21 protein-coding genes and 1 pseudogene are annotated in these 21,673 nt (G+C 44.6%); 5 read left to right on the forward strand and 17 right to left on the reverse strand.

Going from position 1 to position 21,673, the window contains the following annotated elements:
* Positions 1 to 42: 42 nt before the first annotated feature.
* The 6 genes from J7E32_RS13100 to nirB all read right to left on the reverse strand — a co-directional run bounded on the left by J7E32_RS13100 (position 43) and on the right by nirB (position 6,542).
* A complete protein-coding gene (locus tag J7E32_RS13100) occupies positions 43 to 363 on the reverse strand; it encodes a YciI family protein (RefSeq protein ID WP_214907959.1) in 321 nt (106 codons plus the stop codon).
* 207 nt (positions 364 to 570) lie between these two features.
* The gene (locus J7E32_RS13105) at positions 571 to 1,197 is read right to left on the reverse strand and encodes an NAD(P)-binding protein (RefSeq protein WP_214907961.1); all 627 of its coding nucleotides are present in this window, start codon (positions 1,195 to 1,197) and stop codon (positions 571 to 573) included.
* Positions 1,198 to 1,435: 238 nt separating this feature from the next.
* Positions 1,436 to 2,164 carry a sirohydrochlorin chelatase gene (locus tag J7E32_RS13110; protein WP_214907963.1) on the reverse strand — a complete coding sequence of 243 codons (729 nt, stop codon included), beginning with the start codon at positions 2,162 to 2,164 and terminating at the stop codon, positions 1,436 to 1,438.
* Between the two features lie 27 nt (positions 2,165 to 2,191).
* Positions 2,192 to 3,652 (reverse strand): uroporphyrinogen-III C-methyltransferase, encoded by a 1,461-nt coding sequence (gene cobA, locus J7E32_RS13115; RefSeq protein WP_214907965.1) that lies wholly within the window; start codon positions 3,650 to 3,652, stop codon positions 2,192 to 2,194.
* Between the two features lie 130 nt (positions 3,653 to 3,782).
* A complete protein-coding gene (locus J7E32_RS13120; RefSeq protein WP_214908121.1) occupies positions 3,783 to 4,103 on the reverse strand; it encodes a nitrite reductase (NAD(P)H) small subunit in 321 nt (106 codons plus the stop codon).
* 15 nt (positions 4,104 to 4,118) lie between these two features.
* The gene (gene nirB / locus J7E32_RS13125; protein ID WP_214907966.1) at positions 4,119 to 6,542 is read right to left on the reverse strand and encodes a nitrite reductase large subunit NirB; all 2,424 of its coding nucleotides are present in this window, start codon (positions 6,540 to 6,542) and stop codon (positions 4,119 to 4,121) included.
* 252 nt (positions 6,543 to 6,794) lie between these two features.
* Here nirB and J7E32_RS13130 point away from each other — a divergent pair, with 252 nt between their 5' ends.
* Together J7E32_RS13130 and J7E32_RS13135 are read left to right on the forward strand one after the other, a co-directional pair.
* Positions 6,795 to 7,163, forward strand: a complete 369-nt coding sequence (locus tag J7E32_RS13130) for a DUF948 domain-containing protein (RefSeq protein ID WP_192469498.1) — start codon at positions 6,795 to 6,797, stop codon at positions 7,161 to 7,163.
* Between the two features lie 217 nt (positions 7,164 to 7,380).
* Positions 7,381 to 9,759, forward strand: a complete 2,379-nt coding sequence (locus J7E32_RS13135) for a M14 family zinc carboxypeptidase (protein WP_214907968.1) — start codon at positions 7,381 to 7,383, stop codon at positions 9,757 to 9,759.
* 39 nt (positions 9,760 to 9,798) lie between these two features.
* Here the strand turns inward: J7E32_RS13135 and J7E32_RS13140 are convergent, their stop codons facing one another.
* From J7E32_RS13140 to J7E32_RS13175, 8 genes are all read right to left on the reverse strand, one after another.
* Positions 9,799 to 10,224, reverse strand: coding sequence for a hypothetical protein (locus J7E32_RS13140; protein ID WP_214907970.1), 426 nt, complete (start codon positions 10,222 to 10,224; stop codon positions 9,799 to 9,801).
* Between the two features lie 87 nt (positions 10,225 to 10,311).
* Positions 10,312 to 11,502: a M14 family metallopeptidase gene (locus J7E32_RS13145; protein WP_214907972.1), complete on the reverse strand. Its 1,191-nt coding sequence runs from the start codon at positions 11,500 to 11,502 to the stop codon at positions 10,312 to 10,314.
* A gap of 86 nt (positions 11,503 to 11,588) precedes the next feature.
* Positions 11,589 to 12,158 (reverse strand): TetR/AcrR family transcriptional regulator, encoded by a 570-nt coding sequence (locus J7E32_RS13150; RefSeq protein ID WP_214907974.1) that lies wholly within the window; start codon positions 12,156 to 12,158, stop codon positions 11,589 to 11,591.
* 14 nt (positions 12,159 to 12,172) lie between these two features.
* Entirely contained in the window at positions 12,173 to 12,880 is a 708-nt protein-coding gene (locus J7E32_RS13155; RefSeq protein ID WP_214907976.1) for an MBL fold metallo-hydrolase, read from the reverse strand.
* A 280-nt stretch (positions 12,881 to 13,160) separates the two neighbouring features.
* Positions 13,161 to 13,340 (reverse strand): hypothetical protein, encoded by a 180-nt coding sequence (locus J7E32_RS13160; protein ID WP_214907978.1) that lies wholly within the window; start codon positions 13,338 to 13,340, stop codon positions 13,161 to 13,163.
* 4 nt (positions 13,341 to 13,344) lie between these two features.
* On the reverse strand, positions 13,345 to 14,067 hold the full coding sequence (locus tag J7E32_RS13165) for an amino acid ABC transporter ATP-binding protein (RefSeq protein WP_214907980.1): 723 nt from the start codon (positions 14,065 to 14,067) through the stop codon (positions 13,345 to 13,347).
* Positions 14,064 to 14,720 (reverse strand): amino acid ABC transporter permease, encoded by a 657-nt coding sequence (locus J7E32_RS13170; RefSeq protein ID WP_214907982.1) that lies wholly within the window; start codon positions 14,718 to 14,720, stop codon positions 14,064 to 14,066. Before J7E32_RS13170 ends, J7E32_RS13165 begins: the two co-directional genes overlap by 4 nt.
* 114 nt (positions 14,721 to 14,834) lie before the next feature.
* Entirely contained in the window at positions 14,835 to 15,644 is an 810-nt protein-coding gene (locus J7E32_RS13175; protein ID WP_214907984.1) for a basic amino acid ABC transporter substrate-binding protein, read from the reverse strand.
* Positions 15,645 to 15,819: 175 nt separating this feature from the next.
* Here J7E32_RS13175 and J7E32_RS13180 point away from each other — a divergent pair, with 175 nt between their 5' ends.
* The 3 genes from J7E32_RS13180 to J7E32_RS13190 all read left to right on the forward strand — a co-directional run bounded on the left by J7E32_RS13180 (position 15,820) and on the right by J7E32_RS13190 (position 18,481).
* Positions 15,820 to 16,200 (forward strand): VOC family protein, encoded by a 381-nt coding sequence (locus J7E32_RS13180; protein WP_214907986.1) that lies wholly within the window; start codon positions 15,820 to 15,822, stop codon positions 16,198 to 16,200.
* Positions 16,201 to 16,294: 94 nt separating this feature from the next.
* Positions 16,295 to 17,509 (forward strand): MFS transporter, encoded by a 1,215-nt coding sequence (locus J7E32_RS13185; protein ID WP_214907988.1) that lies wholly within the window; start codon positions 16,295 to 16,297, stop codon positions 17,507 to 17,509.
* A 192-nt stretch (positions 17,510 to 17,701) separates the two neighbouring features.
* Complete coding sequence (locus J7E32_RS13190) at positions 17,702 to 18,481, forward strand: formate/nitrite transporter family protein (protein WP_214907990.1); 780 nt, start codon at positions 17,702 to 17,704, stop codon at positions 18,479 to 18,481.
* Between the two features lie 571 nt (positions 18,482 to 19,052).
* Here the strand turns inward: J7E32_RS13190 and J7E32_RS13195 are convergent.
* The 3 genes and pseudogenes from J7E32_RS13195 to J7E32_RS23340 all read right to left on the reverse strand — a co-directional run.
* Positions 19,053 to 20,057, reverse strand: coding sequence for an ABC transporter permease (locus tag J7E32_RS13195; protein ID WP_214907992.1), 1,005 nt, complete (start codon positions 20,055 to 20,057; stop codon positions 19,053 to 19,055).
* 1 nt (position 20,058) lies between these two features.
* Entirely contained in the window at positions 20,059 to 20,949 is an 891-nt protein-coding gene (locus J7E32_RS23335) for an ATP-binding cassette domain-containing protein (protein WP_483297608.1), read from the reverse strand.
* A gap of 102 nt (positions 20,950 to 21,051) precedes the next feature.
* Positions 21,052 to 21,555 (reverse strand): annotated as a pseudogene (locus J7E32_RS23340) (ATP-binding cassette domain-containing protein); the annotation flags it as partial.
* Positions 21,556 to 21,673: the final 118 nt, after the last annotated feature.

A 21,673-nucleotide genomic window follows, 5' to 3' on the forward strand; every position in this document is an offset into this window, starting at 1 on the left:
TAAACGGGGGCACAGTTCATAGCTGGAAGTCTCTTTTTTCTATTAGTGGACTAGATTCCCCTTCGTTTGCGAGTTGTCCATCAGCCAGCTATTTTCCTCATTGGCGACCATTATTTCGTTGATGTCATATGTATTGTAATATTTTTCTTTGATGAAAGGATCTTTTTCCACTAATCTGATTGCTTCATCGATACCATCGCAGTTGAGGATGATCATGGCTTGCTCGTTATTTTTAAGAGGACCGGCAATTACTATTTGTCCCGCCCGATTCAACTGCCTAAGATGTTCAATATGCCTTGCCAGCAAGCTGGAATCCAGTTTGCCATTTCGTTTCCCCTTCAGGAACACAACAAATTTATTCATAAAAAAGACTCCTATCCTGAAAATCATCAGTTCATTATATCATTTCCAATATACCCCTTCATTTAAGCGGCATTTCGTTCGTTGTTAAAACTGAACAAAATTGTGTAAAAAAGCACCATGCCTTACGTGATCGGCAACTGGCATAACTTATTCTGTAGCTTGACATATCCAGAAAAAAAGAGGGAAGTAATTGTGCGCATTTGCGCTTTACCTCCCCTCCTCACTTATCGCTTCTTCAAGCAGCCTGGCAAACCTTTCTTCTCGATATGGCTCCTTTACGAAACTCTCGTCTGCTATTTTTTCCAGAAGCTTCCTTCTTACTGTTTCATCTTTGACAGCCGCTTTGATTTCTTTTCGGCAGGCTGCCAGGAACTCCAAGTAGCTCTCAAATTGCTCGTCAAATGTCTGTTCCAGCTGGGTGCAAATCTTTTTTGCCAGTACTGGACTTGCTCCCGATGTAGAGACCGCAATGGTCAATTTGCCTCTTTTCATGACAGATGGGACCTGGAAGTCCGATTCCTCTGGATGATCTGCAAGATTAACCAATTGATATGGTGCTGCATCCCTTTTAACTGCCAGATTCGTCTCTCGGTCATTAGTGGCGGCAACGATGAGCAAAGCTCCTTCAAGATCTTCCTTTGCATAAGGCTCAGGCCGCCAGGAAATCTCGCCTGTTTCGGATAGCCGCAGCAATTCACTTGTTAAGTCCGGGCTCACTACCTTCACTTTAGCTCCAGCATCCAGCAAGCCAAAGACTTTACGTTGAGCGACTTTGCCCCCGCCAATCACCACGACATTTCGATCCCGTATCTTTACATTTATAGGGTATAACATGCATCCACTCTCCATTTATTGGCGATGTTCACTGCGAATTATATTTTATTTGCAGAGTTCACGGTTTAATTGGCGCAAATAGAAATTTTATTGACGGTTTTCACAATTTTATTGGCGAAAATAAAAATTTATTGTCGGAGTTCACAGCTTTATTGGCGAAAATAAGAATTTATTGGCGGTATTCACAACTTTATTGGCGATGTTCACAATTATGTTAGCGAGGAGCTTTTTTATAGGTTTACCTCTCTCTTGCTTCATCAACTCTTTGAAGAAGCAGCTCGCCCAGGCGGTCATCGAAGCCGACTGGTTCGCACAGAACAATCTCTCTGTCCTGATCTTGAACCAAAATACTATTTATTGTTTCTTTCATTTTAACAGTAAAGCCGCCTGTATAAAGCAGGTATGGCAGAACGTACACCTTCTTTTGAACCTCGCTTGCCAATAGCTTTTCTCCATAGAATGGCTGTGTTGTTATATAGCTAGTTTCCACTTTGGATGGAACTTGTTCCTGAATCCTACGTGCCAGCTGTTCAAATTCCGCCGCAGCCTGGGGATCACGGCTGCCATGGCCGACGAGCAGGATGGTCTCTGACTTCAATCCTGAAAAGCCTTTTACCTTCAGACGGTCCATGACGATTTCCAATATCGTTTCATTCACACCAACCGGCTGTCCATAGAAAATCTCTATTTCCGGGTACTTTTGTCTGACCCTTTCCAGCTCCTCGGGTATATCAACATTTGCATGGATTCCCGGAAGCAGCAATACCGGAACGACGGTTACAGATGATGCTCCCTTTAAAATGCATGATTCAACCGCTTCGAAAATGGTAGGCCGGGCATTTTCAAGGAACCCATAGGAAGCATTCGTACTCTTTCCTGTTGAAATCACCTTCTCGATGAATGTTACAAACACCTTGTTTCCTTGCTCACTTCTGCTTCCATGGCTGATGTAAACTGTTGCTTCCATATCTTTCTCTCCTTTAAAAACAAATCCCTATACGTATGCCAGTTCAGACTCTTTTCTGGCCAAACAATCGACCAGGGCGGTTTTATTGGGAGTTTCTATAACCTCATTCGGACATATACCATATTCGGCTGCAGTTTCTGCTGTCCTAACTCCCATGCAGACAACCTTTGCTGTGTTCAGGAGCTGCTGGGGAATAATTTCCTTCAGAATCCCTTCTTCAATAATTGTTTTTACAGATCTGCTGCTTGGCAAAACGATCGTATTAACAGAAGCTTCTTCAAGAACCCTTTTAAAAATCGGAGTGAATTGCTCGTCGATGACCTTTTTTGATGTTATGAACATTTCACCATGTGGATAACTCTGTGAAAAATCGTTGTCATCTACTATTAACAGCTCGCCAGTCAGCGGCATCTTCCCTTCCAATTCTGCAAAAAAACCTTTTTCGTTTAATGCTTTAATAGACTTCGTTGAACAGCCGTAAAAGTTTGCTTTCACCTTTCTGATGTCGATCCCTTCAGAAAATATGATCTCAAAGAATTCCCTGACACCTTCAGGAGATGTAAAAAGAATCTGTTCGTATTCTGAAATTCTATTGACCACCGCATGATCTACAGGCACGGATACCCTTTTCCATTTTGGGAATTCAATTACGTCTGCTCCCTGCTCCACCAACTCTTTGGCTAGTTCACTCTCATCCGTTCCTGTTCTGGCCAGCAATATTTGCTTCCCAAATAACGGCTTTTTTTCAAACCAATTCAACTTTTCCCGAAGTGAAACGATATCACCTACAAGTGTGATGGCAGGATTGGTGAAATTCACTTCCTTCGCCTTTGCGGCAATATTGGACAGAGTTCCTTCTAAAGTCTGCTGCCGGGAAAAAGTTCCCCATTGGATGAGGATCACTGGTGTGTCCGCCGGTTTTCCATGCTTGATTAAATTTTCGCTTATATAAGGAAGATTTGAAATCCCCATGTAAAAGGCAATGGTGTCAATGCCTGTGGCAAGTCCCTTCCAATCCAGTTTTGGCTGTCCATTTTCAGATTTATCATGGGCAGTCACAACTGCGAAAGATTCGCCAAATTCGCGGTGAGTGACGGGAATTCCTGCATAAAGGGGTGCTGATATTCCTGATGTGATTCCCGGTACAATTTCAAACGAAAGACCATTTTCAGCCAAAGCCGCTGCTTCCTCTCCTACACGCCCAAACACGCCAGGATCACCGCCTTTGAGACGGACAACGATTTTTCCTTCAAGCACTTTTTCAACCAGAAGGTCGTTGATTATTTCCTGGCGAAGGACGTGCCGGTCCGGAAGCTTGCCGCAGTATATCAGCTCGCAATCTGCATGAGCATAATCCAGCAGTTTTGGATTGGCAAGGCGGTCATATAGAATGACCTGCGCCTTTTTAATAGCTTCCATTCCCTTTACTGTGATCAACTGTACGTCTCCCGGCCCAGCTCCGACTAAAAATGCTCTTCCTTTTTCCATTGTGTTCCCGCCCTTTCAATGCTGCATAAAGTGTACACTTTTCACAATTAGATTAGTGTCCAGCTCCAGCGCCTAGCCCCTCGTGTCGCTTGCGCTTTTTAAAATTGAGAGGGACGTTCCCCCTCTTAGGTCATATTGTTATATACACTTCATTTTCGATTACTTCAACATAATATGTTCTTACTCCGCCTGTATCTGGTGCCTGTACTTTCCCGTCTTCCAGCGATATCTTCAGGTCGTAGACTGGACAGTAGATAAACTTCCCGCTTACGAGTGCATCGGCAAGGGTCCCGCCTTTTCTGTGGGGACTGCGATTTTCAACCGCTTTGACATCTCCATTGGATATCCGGAACAAGACGATGTTCACGCCATCTACTGTAACTGCCTGCCCTGCCCGTTCAGGCAGGGAATCATAATCAGCCACTTTGATTCTCACTTTTGTCATTTGCATCTTCATCCATCCTCCCTATTCGACTGTTACGCTGCGGACTTGATAGTATTTTTCTTTAATTTCGTTATCAGAGATTGCTTCCTGCCATGGCTCGTTATATCGTTCCAAAGTTTTATCCAGTCTTTCGTTCAACTGCTTTCTCATGCTCTCATCGGCGAGGACTTCTTTAACATGATAAAATCCCATCCTTTCAAGCCAAGGAGCAGTCCTTTCAAGATATGCAGCTGTTTCACGGTAGTATTGGAGGTATGCTCCTGTTATTTCCATTGCCTCTTCTTTTGTTTTAACGGTATCAAGCAGGTCGGCAGCACGCAGGTCAGTTCCGCCATTCCCGCCGATATAGATTTCCCAGCCGCCATCGACTCCGACAAAGCCAATATCCTTGATTCCGGACTCCGCACAGTTCCTTGGGCAAGCAGAAACTCCCATCTTCACCTTATGTGGTGTATCGAGTCTCTCAAACTTTTTCTCGAGCTCGATTCCAAGTCCCATTGAATCCTGTGTGCCAAATCGGCAGAACTTTTCACCAACGCAGGTTTTTACAGTACGCAGTGTCTTCCCGTACGCATATCCAGAAGGCATCCCCAGGTCTTCCCACATTGCAGGAAGATCCTCTTTGTTGACACCGAATAAGCCAATCCTCTGTCCGCCCGTCAGTTTTACCAAAGGCACGTCGTACTTCTCGGCAACTTCGGCAATTTTCTTCAAATCTGCAGCAGTCGTAACGCCACCATACATTCTTGGTACAACAGAATATGTTCCATCTTTCTGGATGTTGGCATGCATTTTCTCGTTGACCAGCCTTGAATCGCGTTCATCCTTATAGCCGCCATAATTGACCATTCCTAGATAATAGTTGATCGCCGGACGGCATTTCGAACAACCTTCCTCCTGGGACCAGCCGAGAACATTCATGACTTCCCTGACATTCGTCAAGCCTTTCTCTCTGATTTCGGCCACAATTTCATCTTTGCTTAAAGTTGTGCAGCCACAAATCCCTGCCTTTTTCGCCGCAGTATCATACTGGTCGCCAAGCGTATATGCGAGGATATCGGATATAAGCGACTTGCATCTTCCGCAAGATCGGCCAGCGTTTGTGCAGCCACCCACTTCATCGACAGTAGTCAACTCATTTGTCCGGATCGCCTCAACAATCGTTCCTTTTGTGACACCATTACAGCCGCAGACTAGCTCATCATCGGCCATCGCCGCTACATCGCCTGCTTCCCCGCCGCCGCAGCATCCGCTTGCTTCTAAAATTGATACGCTGGTCATTCCGCTGATGTCTTCTCTTTTCGTCAGCATCCTGAACAGTCGGTTGCTGTCCTTTGTATCACCATAAAGCACAATCCCGGCAATCATGTTGTCACGAATGACTATTTTCTTGTAGATTCCATCAAACTCATTGTGAACCTTGATTGATTTCGTTCCTTCATCATCACCAATTTCACCTGCTGAAAACAAGTCACAGCCTGAAACCTTCAACTGGGTGCCGCAAATCGTCCCTTCATAAGGGTTAGCCGTAATCCCCGCAAGGTTAGCTGCAAGTACTTTTCCCTGTTCACACAGCGGTGCCACAAGGCCATAGACGATTTCCCTATGTTCAGCACATTCGCCAACGGCATATACATTCTCTACATCTGTCTCCATGTAATCATTGACGACAATCCCTCTGTTGACAAAAATGCCGCTGTCTTTGGCCAGCTGAACATTCGGGCGGATCCCGACAGCCATGACAACAAGGTCTGCCTTTATTTCGGTACCATCAGAGAAGCGAAGCCCGGTTACTCTTTCATCTCCTAAAATTTCTGCCGTCTGTTTTTCAAGCAAGAAATTCATTCCCTGGTTTTCCAGCTCTTTTTTCAGCATTCCGGAAGCTGTCTCATCAAGCTGTCTTTCCATCAGATGCGGCATCAAATGGACAACATCGACTTCCATCCCCAAATTCAGCAACCCTCTGGCTGCTTCCAGGCCTAACAGCCCACCGCCAATTACAGCTGCCTTTTTATACTGTCTGGAATCTTTGATCATCATTTCACAATCATGGATATCACGAAATCCGACTACTCCCTTTTTATCAGACCCGGGCACGGGAAGAATAAACGAGCTGGAGCCTGTAGCAATGATCAACTCATCATAATCAACCGTACGTCCCTGGTCTGACATTACCAGTTTCTTCTGCTTGTCTATCCCGACTACAGCCTCCCCTGTATAAAGCCGAATACCATTACTCTTGTACCATTCCCAATCATTCATGATAATGTCTTCGATTGACTTATCTCCCTGAAGGACAGTGGACAACATAATTCTATTGTAGTTAGGATGTGGCTCATTCCCAAAAATAGTGATCTCATATCCATCTGGCTGAAGTTTAAGCAGCTCTTCAATTGTCCTTACTCCTGCCATTCCGTTTCCTATCATGACTAGTTTCTTTTTCATCTTGTTTGTCCTCCCATAGTTAAAGCTTCTGTTCCGGAGTTTTCATTAATGATATTTCCTCTATGTATAAATTGTATTGTGATTTAAGTCTCTTGTTTGTGAAGTTCGTCACATTCTGAGGTGAGTATGTGCATGATTTCACAAATGCTTCAAAATTAGCAATTTCCACCTTTCTTATGATTAGCAGTTATGTCATGGCCTAAATTGGGTATTGTACTTGTAATGGAATTAATGTAAAAGGAGGCAAGCTTTATGATTATTGTTTATATAAGTATCGCTGTTATCGTGGCAGCTCTGGGTTATCTTGGATATGTTGTTTATAAAACATATAAAGATGCCAAGCCAACGATCGATAGTCTTCAAGAGACTGCAACCCGGGTACAGAACAAAACGAATGCCATCAAAGAAGAAACCGATTCACTGAAGTTTAAGCAGCAGAAGCTGATGACTGATTTTGATAAGAAAAAGAAAGCTGTCAATACCGTTGTTTTTTCAGTAAAACAGACACCAGTTGAATTCAAGAACGCACTAGTGGCAAAACCTGTCGCTGAACTTGAACAGAAGTATAAGGCAAGACAGTGGAACCGCAAGCGTCGCAACCGAACAATGCAGCCGCAATAAAACAGGGCACTCGCCCTGTTTTTTTATTTGCCTCAGCCTGGTGACTATCTTCCTATATCCTCATTCAGATTTATTTCCCAACAACGTAAAAATCAAGCAACATCAAGGTTTATGTTACCGAGACAAATATTTAGGAGTTTTGTACGATAGCCGAAATAATATTTAGTTATTATCATGTATAAATATACAAAATATTTTTTTTCGGAGGAATACATAAATGAAACATAAAAAAATTATCTCTGGTTTAGTAGCTGCAAGTTTGCTGGCATCCTCACCATGGACTCCAGCGCTCGCTGAGTCGTTAAAATGGAATTATGTAAATGCATACGAAGAAAAGGACGGCAGCTTGTTCAACAGCGAAAACTATGATTTTATGAAATTCTCGGAAATCGGCGACAAGCTTGCTCAAATCGAGAAGCAATCCAATCGTGTGAAGGTCGAAGTAAAAGGCCAATCATCAACAGGCCAGCCTCTTTATGTCGTGACGATTGCTGCCCCTGACTCTCATGGCAAGTTCGGCAAGATTCAAGCATTAAGAAAACAAATGTTCAAAAACCCTGGCAAAGCACAGGACTGGATTGAAAACAACCCAGACTTCAAGGTGCCCATCATGATCAATGGCTCCATTCATGGTACGGAGTTCATCGGCAGTGACGCGGTCATGCAGCTGATCGAGCGCTTTGCTCTTGAAAATGATGACACAACGAAGGAAATCCTGGATAATAACATCCTGATTTTCAATGTTGTTCAGAATCCTGATGGCCGGATTGATGCTACACGTTTCAACGGAGAAGGAATCGACTTGAATCGCGACTTTATCACCCAGTCACAACCGGAAACTCAGGAGACCGTTTCCCTGATCAAGGAGTGGAATCCGATGGTCTTCCTTGATACACATGGCTATGTTAAAAATTATGCACCGAACAAGCAGGGGCTCATTGAACCTTGTACGGTTCCTCATAACCCTAATTACGAATATGATTTGTATGAAAAGTGGGCAATGGACCAGGCTGAAGCAATGGAAACTGAAATCATGTCGAACAAGGACAATTTTACTGGTAACTTGTATCAAAATATGGTCGGTACCTATATTCCTCAGCGTGATGACGCAGAAGGCTGGGATGATTATCCGCCAATCTTCACGCCAATGTATGCAATGTACCATGGCGCATATGGCCATACGCTTGAAGCGCCAACAAATGATGAAGACGGCGTTCGCTGGATGTATGACGCCATCATGGGCGCATTGAAAAATGCTACAGATAACAAGCAGGAAATGATCAAAGACCAAATCGAGATGTTCAAGCGCGGCATCAATTTTGATCACCCATTCCATGAAGAGGGCTTCTTCCCGACTGCCTATGTGCTCCCTGTTGATTCCAAAGATCCAACCGTGACACAAAAGGCTGTTAATCATCTTCAGAAAAACGACATCGAAGTCGTCCAGTCTTCGAAGGCTTTTACAGCGGATGGCAAGTCTTATCCTAAAGGCACCTATATCGTAAAAATGGATCAGGCAAAAGCGGGGCTTGCCAATACGATGCTTTGGGATGGTGAGAACATCACCGAAGACGTTGATGCCATGTATGACATCTCAGCATGGAGCCTGCCAGAGCTCTGGGGCTTCGAGGCAATTGCGGTCGAAAGTGATTTTGATGTGACAGCTACGAAAGTGAACCAAATACAGGAACAGGGATCTGTCAGCGGCAAAGGTCCATTCCTGATTCCGAACAGCTCAGTGAAAGCTGTTAACCTTGTGAATACTCTTCTTCAGCAAGGCGTTAATGTAAAGCGCGATTCTGAAGGCAATTTTTATACAAAAGCAGCTGCGAACGTGATTTCAGCAGCAGTAAAACAATCCGGACTGCATATTGAATCAACTAAGGTTCCGGATGAAGCGGTTGAAGTGGCAGACATGAAGGTCGCAATCTTGAAGGATGGCGGCATGAATAAGGCTCAGTCGCACTCTGGTACAAAGCTCGCCCTTAAACGCCTGGGCTTCAAGGTTATTGAAGTAACTCCGGCAGAGGTGGCAGAAGAAGGTCTTTCCAGCTTTGACGTCTTCGTTTACAGCGGCACGGAAGGATTGATTGCCAAAACTCAGTCACGTGATGGCAATAAAGAGTTCGGGTTCCAAAATCCAGCTCAGTTTGATAGTTTCAAAGCGAATGTAGAGGAATTTTTAAATAATGGCGGCAAATATATCGCAGTCGGTGCTGGCGCATCGCTCGCAACAAAGACATTGGGACTAACTGATGACGATATTGTCGTGGCAGGCTACAGCAGCAACGGCATTGCAAAGGTTGATTACAGCGGCGAAGGTGTGACTGGAGGATATGGCGAGGATGATCTCGGTTTTGTTTATCGCCCTGTCTGGTATGAAAACACCGGTAACGACGAGATATCCGCAACATTTGACGACAACTCCGACTTCTTCGTCGCCGGCCACTGGAAAAACAATGGTGTAGCACAGGGCAAGGCAGTCATCGTCAAAGAACAGGATAAGGACGTTACAATGATCGGCCTGGAAGCTGGTTTCCGGGACCATACCGATTATCTGTTCCGACTTCTTTCCAACAGCATTTTTGAAAAATAAGAATGTAAAAAGCATCGGGTAATTTGCCCGATGCTTTTGTTAGTTATGAGAATAGTATTTTTCAAGAAGCAGATAATCCCGAGTCTTCACGATTTCGATATTATTAGCAAGAGCAAACTCTTCAAGCTCACCTATCAGCTGTTCGCTATTAAAGTAGGCCACACTGAAATTGAAACCTCCCCTCACCTTCACCACTGCATTCTTCGTCGTCCAGCCAATCCGGCCGAACTTTATATTTCTGATATTCTCAGTTGTAAGTACTTTTCGGTATATTGTTATATTTGAGATGGTCATTTTATATTCAAGTTGATTTGAAGAAATCGTTAAATGGAATCGAAGATAAATAATTAGAACTAAAGCAATCGGAATCAGTAATTGAAAGAACCTGTTAAAGTTTGATGAGAAAGGCATAACAACTAACAATGAAGATATTATGTATATTGGTGCCCTGCCAGAATAAGTCAACTAACTCCCCCCTCATTCATTTTATTTTACCAGATAAATCCAGATTATGATATAGAAAAAGACCACCTTCACAGGTGATCTGCTTTTTCATAGGTAAAGTCCCGCAAGAAAAATCCCCAATGCTTCTTCATAAATCTCATCGAATTGCGAAAGCGGCAGCGGGTTTATTCCGAAGCCGAGCTCGACGGTAAAGCCCGGGCGCCGCCAATCCTGGATGAACCAGTCTTTATAGCCGGCATAGCTCTCAATCGTTTTGACCGGCTGGTAACCGCTCACCCTGGCAAATTCATTGACCATTGCTTCTGATTCAGGCGGCTCTAGGTTATCGAACCCCCAATAAATGACTTCTCCCTGGGTATGGAACGCCAGAACCCTGGCAAAATCGCGTCTTCTTGTCATTTCTGCCATCGCAACCGCTTCTGGTTCGGATAATGGATTTGGCCCAACATAATCCCTCGGGCCAGGCTGAGTTGGGTTCCGATCTCTTTCAAGTTCCCATTTTGCCGGAAATTGGTCGTTCAGGTCCACGCCTCTTATATTCGCCTTCCAACCGCTGAAATCGAGGCTTCCTCTATTCAATTCTACTACTCTTTCATTCCATGGTTCCGCATCAGGCGGACCATTGAGCACGAGATTGACTCCATCGGGATTGACCATCGGTACAATCGATAATGTCGTCTGTCCATAGAAATTCTGCATCGACAGGCCCCGTATTGAGGACTTATTTGTCAATGCCAGCAGATAGTCGTTCAGAAAAGTCATGATGATCGGAGTGGTAATCCATTCATTGGCATGGAACGATCCATTATAATGAACCCGCTTATTGCCGTTCCCAATCAAAGTTTCTGGTATGCTTTTACCTAAGACAGAATTGCCAATGGAAGGTACCCTCATGAAAGGATAGACATTTTCCAATCGTCGCAAATCACTCATCAGCGAGGCATAATCATAATTCTTTTTCCCCTCGACGATTCTCCAGGTAATTCTTAATGGGACCTTGATCATCTGTCCAATGTAAAGCCCATTTGGATTAATATTGCGGTTGGCCAGCAGCAGTGCATCGACCTGCAGATTCCTGCTTTGGGCAATTTTCCACAGAGTATCCCCTGCACGGATCCGATAATCCACCGCTGCAAAACCGGGAATCCTCACCGTCTGCCCCACATCCAGTGCATTCGGGTCGATATCACGGTTGGAATCTATGATCAACTGGAGAGGGATGTTGAAAATATTGCTGAAATACCAAAAGGAATCTCCTCTTCTCACATATATATCCATAGCGCGCCTCCTGTTCTTTCAAAGTTGCATCTATACATATGTATATGAGTGGCTTTGGATTCTATTTCAGAAGATGAAAATTAGCCTTATTTTTTCAAGCCTTTGATCAAGGCTGCGACTGCGAGCTGGTAACTTTCATCCAGATCCAGCGACATCCCGAACCCCCTGCTTTGTTCCAGTGATGCAAATCCATGCATCAAACTCCTTAACCCGCGGACAGCATGGATGGCTTCCTCTTCCATTAATCCAAATGGTTGGATGGCTGAAATGACGAGACCAACAATTTTTTTACCAGCGTCATTGACTGTCTCATCTGCAGGGTCAGGGGCTGCTAGCGCGAACTCGTACAGTCCAGGATTTCTTCTTGCAAAGGTTAAATACGCCTGGCTTAATGCCATGATGGCTTCGTCTCCTTTAGACTTTCCTTGCGCTTCCTCCGCCAAACTGTTGTACAGTTTTTTAAGGGAGTAAACGGCCAGCTCTCTTTTAATTCCCGGCAGGCCATCAAAGTGATTGTATAAGGAAGGCGGTTTGATGCTGAGTTTTTTTGCAAGCATGGCAAGCGTTACATATTCACTTCCCTCCTCATTCGCTAGCTCCGCAGCTGCTAAAATGATCGTATTTTTATCAAGTGCAATTTTCGGTCTTGGTGACATGTTTTCATACTCCCTTATTTTGTAAAAGTTGCCTCAGCTTTTTGGATGGCTTTTTCAATATCTGTTCCAGGATTTCGAAGTAATTCACCGTGCCCAACAGCCAACAGACTTGGGTTTAACCCATGAATTTTCCGTGCACTTTGCAAGGCGGTTTCTCTATGCCAGGTCGCCATCGCCGGAAAAGGAAACCATGGGACTGTCACCCCTGAAACGGCTGTACCGCCCCTGGTTTGAAAAGCATCCCCCGCAATCAGCATATTGGTTCTTGGGTCGAGGAATGAGATCGAACCTGGTGTGTGTCCAGGAGTTGAGATTGCCTGCAAAGAACCGATATAATCCCCTTCCTTTACAAGGATATCCGGTCTTGTTTTGATCTTCTTTGGTACGCCGCCACGAATAGGCGTTTGGGGTTCTGTTGAGTCAAGAGAGGTATCACCAGCTAAAAGGCGCGAATCCCGGCCAGAAATATAAACCGGAACTCCCAGTTTGTCTTTCAGCTCATCAAGCGCACCAATATGGTCGCTGTGAGCATGTGTCAAAACAATCCTTTTGATTTGCTTTCCGATTTTTTCAGCTGCCTGCAAAATTGGCTTCGCACTGTTCGGAAGTGCCGCATCAATTAAAGTCAGTCCATCCTCCTCCTCGATAAAATAACAATTCACAGGAAAAACCCTTGGCATGAATGACAACTGATATAAAAAACCCTCTTTGATCACTCTCATTTTAGTGAACCTCCCAAAAAACTAATATCGTTAGTTTTATTTTAACTAATGTCATTAGTTTTAGCAAGCATTAATAGGATAAATTATGAAAAATGTACCGGTTCCTCCCCATATCTTAGATTAATGCTGATATTAGACTGCTTTGATGGCTATCTATTGTGTGATTGGCAGTGAACTTATCAGTTTTTCGATGGTCAATTGGTTTTGTAAAGTGAATTTACGGTTGGAATCAATATTTTTACGGTTGAACAATTTTTATTTACGGTTGCACAGCTTTTATTTACGGTTGCACAAATTTATCTCCAGTTAAAGCAGATTTATCTCCAGTTGTACAACTTTTATCTCCGGTTGAAGCAGATTTATCTCCAATTGTACAACTTTTATCTCCGGTTGAAGCAGTTTTATTTACGCATGTCCAAAAAAAAGAAGCACCGACGATAAAAAAATCGGGCTTCTTCATCAAACTATAATACCTTGCTCAAAAACGCTTTCGTGCGCTCATGCTGTGGATTTTCAAAAATCTCATTCGGCTTGTTTTCTTCCACAATCAATCCGCCGTCCATGAAGATGACTCGGTCACCGACTTCGCGGGCAAAGCCCATTTCGTGGGTGACGACGACCATCGTCATTCCTTCGCGCGCAAGCTGTTTGATTACCTCTAATACTTCTCCGACCATTTCTGGATCAAGGGCAGAAGTTGGTTCATCGAACAGCATGATTTTTGGCTCCATGGCAAGGGCGCGGGCGATCGCCACCCGCTGCTTTTGCCCGCCGGAAAGTGATTCCGGGTAGGCTTCTGCTTTGTCCTCAAGCCCTACCTTTTTCAGCAGCTCCATACCTTTCTCCCTTGCCTGCTGTTCGGAAACTCCTCTTACCTTAAGCGGAGCCAGCATGATGTTTTCGATTACTGTCTTATGAGGGAAGAGATTGAAGTGCTGGAATACCATCCCGACCTCTTCGCGCACTTTGTTGATGTCTGACCCCTTATCCGTAATGTCTATATCTTCAATCAGCACATGTCCATCCGTAATCGTTTCGAGCAGGTTTATGCAGCGGAGAAAGGTGGATTTGCCGGAACCCGAAGGACCGATCACGACAACGACTTCCTGTGGCTGGACCTCAACATTTATTCCATTCAACACCTTGTTGCTGCCGAAGGTTTTTTGCAGATTAGCGACTTTGATCATTCTGTTTTCAGCCTTCTTTCGAGGAGATTTAGTAAAAAGCTAAGCGATAGCGTCAATATTAGGTAAATGACAGCAGCGGTAAGGTATGGCTCCCAAACACGGGAATACTGTCCTGACATCGCCCGGCCCCAGTACATAATTTCCGGCGTCGCGACAACCGCCGCAAGTGATGATTCCTTGATTAGTACAATGAACTCATTTCCAAGAGGCGGAATCATCCGCTTGAAGGCCTGGGGTAAAATGACATACCTCATTGCCTGGACATGGGTCATTCCAAGAGAGCGGGCTGCTTCCATCTGCCCGCGGTCGATCGATTGGATTCCAGCCCTGAAAATCTCGGCGATATAGGCTGCCGCATTCAGCGACAGAGCGATGATTGTTGCGACAATTCCGTTTGTCTCCCCAATGAGCATAGGGACAACACCAAAATGAATCAGCAGTATTTGCACAAATAACGGCGTACCGCGGAAGAAAGTTATATACCAGATAAATGGCCATGTCAGTACTTTCCGTCGCTGGATCTTGCCGAGGCCGATGAAAAGTCCGAGGATTGTCCCAATTAAGATCCCGGCCAAAGACAGCCCGATCGTCAGCAAGGTTCCTTTTATTAGATAAGGAGAATATTCAACAATAATATCAAAACGAAAATCCATAGCTTGCCCTCCAAAGCCCCGAGGCCTGGGACTAGATTTTGAGATGTACAAAAAAATGCGTAACGCTGTTTTTCAAGTGTTACGCATCATCGAAGATTCATAGTTTATGAGTGGTTATTCTGATGCTTCTTGTTCCGCCTTCAGCATTTCCATGTTTGGCTCCTGGCCGAACCATTCTTGATAGATTTTTTCATACGTTCCATTCTCGACGATTTTCTTGATTGCTTTATCAAAGTTCGCCTTCAGATCGGAGCCTTTAGGGAACAGGATTACATAGTATTCTGCCTCGAAGCTGCCACTGTCTTCAATGACCTTCAGTTTTTCTTTCGGATTGTTTTTGGCATATACTTCGACAACACCGTTATCGGCAACGACTGCATCTGCACCGCCAGAAAGCATTTCCATGATTGCCAGGTTGTTATTATCGAATTTTTTGATATCTTCGTTATTTTTGCCAAGGAGCTTATCCATTGCTGCCTGTCCGGTTGTGCCATTTTGGACAGCCACTACCTTGCCCTTCAGATCAGCGGCACTTTTAATATCGCTGTCTTCGCGGACAAGGATTTTATTGGTGGACAAGAAATACGGCAGTGAAAAATCATAAGTCTGCTTGCGCTCATCATTGATAGAGATCGAGGATACTGCCAGATCAGCTCGCTTGCTCTTGATCTCAACAAAAATCGGATCCCAGCCGACATTCTCGATCTTCAGCTCATAGCCAGCTTCTTTCGCGGCAGCTTTTAGAAAATCAATATCAAAACCAACAATCTTGTCCCCTTCCATGTACTCAAATGGTGCATACGCTGCGTCCGTGACCACCCTTAGTTCCTTGGATCCTGTTCCTCCTGAGCTGCTTGAACCACAGGCCGACACTACAAGCGCCATGATTGCCAACATCACGATCGCAAGAAATCTTTTTTTCATTCTGATTGCCCCCTCTTATTAAAAAACGTGCATAACTTTTAATAATTTATATGTAGAGAAGCAGGCTTGTATTACTTTTTACAGTTATAAGAAAAACTTATATTTATAGTTTCACACCTTGTCATTTCCTTATGTTTCCTTTTAGATTATGATTTTACTAGGGAGGGGATTTCATATGACATATAAATTCAAAGCAATTGACCATGTTCAGCTGGCAGCACCTAAGGGATCAGAAGATCAGGCCAGGAGATTTTTCGGAGAAATAATTGGTTTTGAAGAAATCGAAAAGCCGGCAGAATTGAAAAAGCGAGGCGGAGCATGGTTCCAGTATGGAAATTGTCAAATTCATATCGGGATTGAGGAACCTTTTGTACCTGCACGCAAAGCGCATCCGGCATTTGAAATTGAGAATATCGAGGGATTGAAGGAGCATTTGTCCTCTTCAGGAATCGAATATATTGAAGATGACAAGCTACCAGGCGCGAACAGGATATATGTGAACGATCCGTTCGGGAATAGAATTGAATTGCTCGAATGGCAACACACACTAAAATAGTGCCTGCTTGCTCGATTGGTTTTCAATCGAGCAAATTTTTGGTATCATATTTAGAAAAGCGAAATATTCGTTCTGAGAAAGAAGTGTTGATGGAATGACCCAGCAGCAAAAGGCGAAACGCAACTTGATGATCATGTGGTTCGCAAACTTTTTCATTGCCGGCAGCATGACAATGGTAATGCCTTTTCTCTCATTGTACATCGAAACTTTTGGAGATTTTTCAGAAAGGTATGTTCAAAACTGGTCAGGCCTTACTTTCAGTATTACGTTCGTAACAGCCTTCCTATTTTCACCTGTGATTGGAAGACTGGGTGACACATTCGGCCGCAAGAGAATCTTGATCTTTATGGGAATCGGGATGGGGTTAGCTGTCTTCCTGCTTGGATTTGCAACTTCCGTGTGGGAGTTATTTTTACTGAGAATGTTCATGGGATTATTCTCTGGCTTCATTCCTGTATCACAGGCACTTATTTCAACGCAAACTTCAAAGGAAGAAGCTGGCAAAGTATTAGGGACCCTACAGACAGGCAGTATCACTGGCTCCCTGCTCGGCCCAATGCTCGGTGGTGTTCTTGCTGACTCCTTGGGATATGCGACAACCTTCCAATCGACCTCGGCCTTCATCGTCCTTTCTGGTCTGCTCGTATTTTTTGTCATGGAGTACAGAGTCGATATCAAGAAAGGAACAAAAACAAATTACAGCCGCAAAGAAGTTCTTCAGCATATTTTTAAAAATCCGATCATGGTCAATGTCCTGCTCATGTCGATGCTTGTGCAGATTGCTCATTTCAGCATCCAGCCTATCCTTTCACTGTATGTGGGAGAGCTGCATGGACCGGAAAACCTGGCATTCTTTTCTGGAATCGCCTTTTCTGCAGCGGGGCTTGGCAATTTGTTAATGGCAAGGAAATGGGGCCAAATAGCCGACCGGATTGGCTATATTAAAATACTTGTCGTGCTCCTGTTTTTATCGGCAATCATCTATCTGCCAGGCGGTTTTGTCGATAACATCTGGCAGCTCGTCCTGATTCGGTTCCTGCTCGGAATCACGATTGGCGGCATTATCCCTGTCCGAGTTGCCTATATCAGGCAGGAAGCACCTGTTGCCATGCAGGGAGAAGTACTCGGCTACAACACGAGCCTCCGCTTCTTCGGAAACATCATCGGGCCGGTGCTCGGCGGTTTCCTTGCGGGTTACTTTGGCTTCACCTCGGTATTCGTCCTGACAAGCGGACTCCTGCTGGTGAGCGGTATTGTCCTGTATGCCTCGATGCAGCGCAATCCCCAGTTCGTTAGAGATACTTTTTAAGCATGCCAACAAAGACTGAATCTTTATGGATTCAGTCTTTTTTCATTTACTTTCGATATATAATCCTCCCTCTTCTCCTATCGTTTGCCTTCAGTTGGAAGAATTACTGTTTTTTAACCGCAGTCTGGGGAATCATTTACATTAGAGGATGAAAAAAATTCATTTTATATGAAGAAAATCGGGTGATTTCAGTTGGAAGTACAAGCATTGCAGGAAGTCGAAAAACTGGCTTTAAAAAAGTACAAAATTTTTAAACAGAGCAGGACACGCTATCTGGCCAGGGCTGCCCTCGCTTCGATGTTCATCGGCTTTGGAGTTATCGTTGCATTCAAGACGGGAAATCCATTTTATGTGGAACACTCGCCCTTTGCCTATCCAATAGCTGCCATTACCTTCGGTGCCGCGATTATCCTGATTGCCTACGGCGGCGGTGATTTATTCACTGGCAATACTTTTTACTATACTTTTGCCGCGCTGAGGAAAAAAATGGCCTGGGTCCAGGTCGTCAGAATGTGGATTTACAGCTATATCGGCAATATCATTGGCGCAGCTGCGTTTGCTTTTTTAATTTACACAACCGGATTGTTTGATGATCATTCCGTAAACGGATTCTTGCTAAGTGTTGCTGAAAAAAAGACACTTGCACCAACTTCAGAACTTTTTTTCCGAGGGATTCTCTGTAACTGGCTCGTCTGCCTGGCGTTCTTCCTGCCGATGTCAATGAAGGGCGACGGCGCAAAAATGTTCGCAATGGTGTTTTTCGTCTATTGCTTCTTCATTTCGGGTTATGAGCACAGCATCGCCAATATGTGTACCTTTGCGATCAGCATGGTCCTTGACGACCCGCAATCTGTTACTTTTACAGGCGTGATTCACAATCTGATACCCGTGACGATCGGCAACCTCATTGGCGGCGGAATCATGATGGGCTGGATGTATTACTATGCGAACAAACCATTTTTTGAGGAATGATAAAAGGCTCAGTGTATACCTGAGCCTTCCCTTTTGTATTTGATCGCTATTTGAGCCGTCAGCAGGGTGGATCCTATAAAAATAGCGGCAAGCAGTATTTGATTCCTCAACAACTCTTGTGAATACACTGCTCTAGTCATTAAAAACCAAAACAGGCTGCTGATTCCAGCGGCCGCGAAGAACAACCCCCATATGAACTCCTTGAACTTTCGGTAGCTACGGCTCCCCTGGAGATGCTTTATGTAAAAATAGAACAATATACATAGGACCAAAACTACCAAAGAATAACTGTATGGAAAATGTGCAGCCTCTTCCACCTTATCCACCACAGCGATATTCCCTAGAAATAGCAGTTGAAAGATAAGAAAATGCAAAACGACATATAAGAATAAAATCCACTCTGATATGTATATAATAATCTTTCTGTAAATTATCGATCCCTCCTCCAAAGGCATGTATCTTTATATTTCTTTTTCAAGCATAATAATCCTTCATAAAAAAACAGGATATAGAAATTTCTATACCCTGTTGATCCTGCAGTGACATATTCATCACCGAATGCAACTGCCCTCTAATGTTTCTGCTTATAATAGGTAATCCCGAGTGCAAAAGCCAGCACAGTTCCTTTCACAATGTCCATCGCGTAATAAGGGACAGACATCATCACAAGGCCATTTTGCAAAATGCCGATCAGCACTGCACCGACAAAGGTACCGAATGCATTTGGCTTGCCTGCCCCCAGGACGGAGAAACCGATGAAAGCTGCCGCTACCGAATCCATTAGATATGGTGAACCTGCATTGATTTCCGCCGTCATGACACGGGAAGCAAGAACGATTCCGCCAATTGCCGCGAATAAAGCAGACAGCAGGTAGGCGGCTGTTTTATAGCGGTTGACCGGTATGCCTGAAAGCCTGGCCGCCTCTTTATTGCCGCCAATCACATACATATAGCGGCCGTGCTTTGTGTATGTCAGGAATATATGAACAATGATGACAGCCACGGCCATGATCAGGATGATCCATGGCACCTGCCCTATTTTAGCGAAAAACGGGCTGATACTTCCTGTTGAAAAGCTGCCATCAGGAAGAATCATATTTTCCGAGACAGTCGCGCCATTCGTATAAGTCAGCGCCATTCCCTGGATGATGAACATCATGGCCAGTGTCATAAGCATGTCCGGAATCTTCAGCTTTACGATCATCAAAGAATTGAGTGCACCGACAATCAGGGCAGCTGCGATTGCTGATAATACGGCAATCAGAGTGTTGTGCGAGAACCAGACGAACATCGAAATGACGATGGCGTTGGACAGGGATGCGACAGAGCCGACAGATAAATCAAAGCCGTCAACTGTCAGCGAGATGGTGATGCCGATCGCGATGATGGTTACGATGGAAATCGAACGAAGGATATTAATGACATTATCACCGTTGATAAAAGAAGGATTCGCTGCCGCGAAGACGGCGACAAGGACAAAGATTGTCAAAATCGTCCCATATTTATATAGAAACTGGAATAGTTCGAATGTTTTTTTCGGCGTCGGCTCTTGCTGTAATGGGAGTTTCGCTTCCATCCTATCTTCCTCCTGTTGAATAAAATAAAAGTTCCTCTTCTGTTGTTGCGGCCGTTTCGAGCTCCTTGACAGGTTCACCGTCATAGAGCACATAAACCCTATTCGTGATGCCGACAATTTCGGACAGCTCAGAGGATGCATAAATGACGCCTTTCCCTTGTGCTGCGAGCTGGGCAATCAATTCAAAAATATCCCGCTTCGCACCTACATCCACACCCTTGGTTGGCTCATCAAAAATATACACGTCCGCATCGGCAATCAGCCATCTGCCAATCGCTACCTTCTGCTGGTTGCCGCCTGAAAGATTTTCAACTTTGGCATTTTCTGATGAAGTTTTGATACCGAGAGCCTTGATGTACTCCTGTGCGGTGTTCTTTTCTGCCCGTCTGTTGATAAAGCCTAGTAATCTGGTGAACTTTTTGAGGTTGACCGCCGTAAGATTGGAGGTGACGGACTCTGCGACAAGGACTCCTTCCTTGCGCCGCTCTTCAGGCACCAGGGCCAAACCGCTTTTTACAGCAGCATGAGGACTGGTCAGCTTTAGGTTTCTTCCTTTTAGCTTTACGGTTCCGCTTGTTGTTGGTGTCGCGCCGAACAGCGCTTTGCACAGCTCTGTCTTTCCCGCTCCGACCAGGCCGGCAATCCCGACAATCTCCCCTGCTTTTACATTGAGCGAAGCATTTTTCACTTTGATTCCATCCGTTAGGCCTTCGACTTCCAGAATGGTTTGACCGAACGTGCTGACCCTTGCCGGAAATTGGTCTTCCAGCTTCCTGCCAAGCATGTACTCAATCACCTGGTGGGTGTCGACTTCAGGAATACCTTTTTTTATTACCAACTCACCATTTCGCATGATCGTAATCTCATCACATAATTCAAAAATCTCCGGCATTCGGTGGGAGATGAAGATGATGCCAACATTCCTTTCAGCCAGTTCCCTCGTGATTCGGAACAGTTCAGATGTTTCTGTATGGCTGAGCGGAGCTGTTGGTTCATCGAGGATCAGGAATGAGCATTTACTTGAAATCGCTCGGGCAATCAGGACCAGCTGTTTCTCCGCAAGCGACAGCTCCCCGGCAAGCTTTTTTACAGGAATGTTAAGGTTCATCCCGGAAATAATCTCTCCTGCCTGTTTGAAAAGCTGTTTCCATTTCACCCAGTGTTTGTTTTCTGTGTCCTGCACGGTGTGATTAAGCATGATATTTTCAGCAACAGTCAGCGACGGGATAATCGCTGTATCAACTTCCTGGTAGACCGTCTGGATTCCGAGTTTCTGGGCATGAGCCGGCGTCCTGATTTCGACTTTCTTGCCATCCAGCTGTATTTCCCCTGTGTAGTGGTCATGGGCACCAGAGAGCACCTTCATTAAGGTCGATTTACCAGCGCCATTTGCGCCAATCAACGCATGGATTCTGCCAGTTTCCGTGCTGAAATCCACACCATTCAGCGCACGCACTCCCGGAAACTCAATGGTGATGTTTTTCATTTGAAGTTTCATCCGGGTTCCACCTCCCTATCAATCTGGAAAGCAGACACTCTTTTTCGTTTTGAGAGTGTCTGCTTTGTTCGCTTAACTGGAAAAAATCGAGTGAAATTTCCAATTCGCTATAAAATTG

Origin of the sequence: Bacillus sp. ISL-55 (assembly GCF_018613155.1) — a bacterium.
Lineage (GTDB): Bacteria > Bacillota > Bacilli > Bacillales > Cytobacillaceae > Mesobacillus.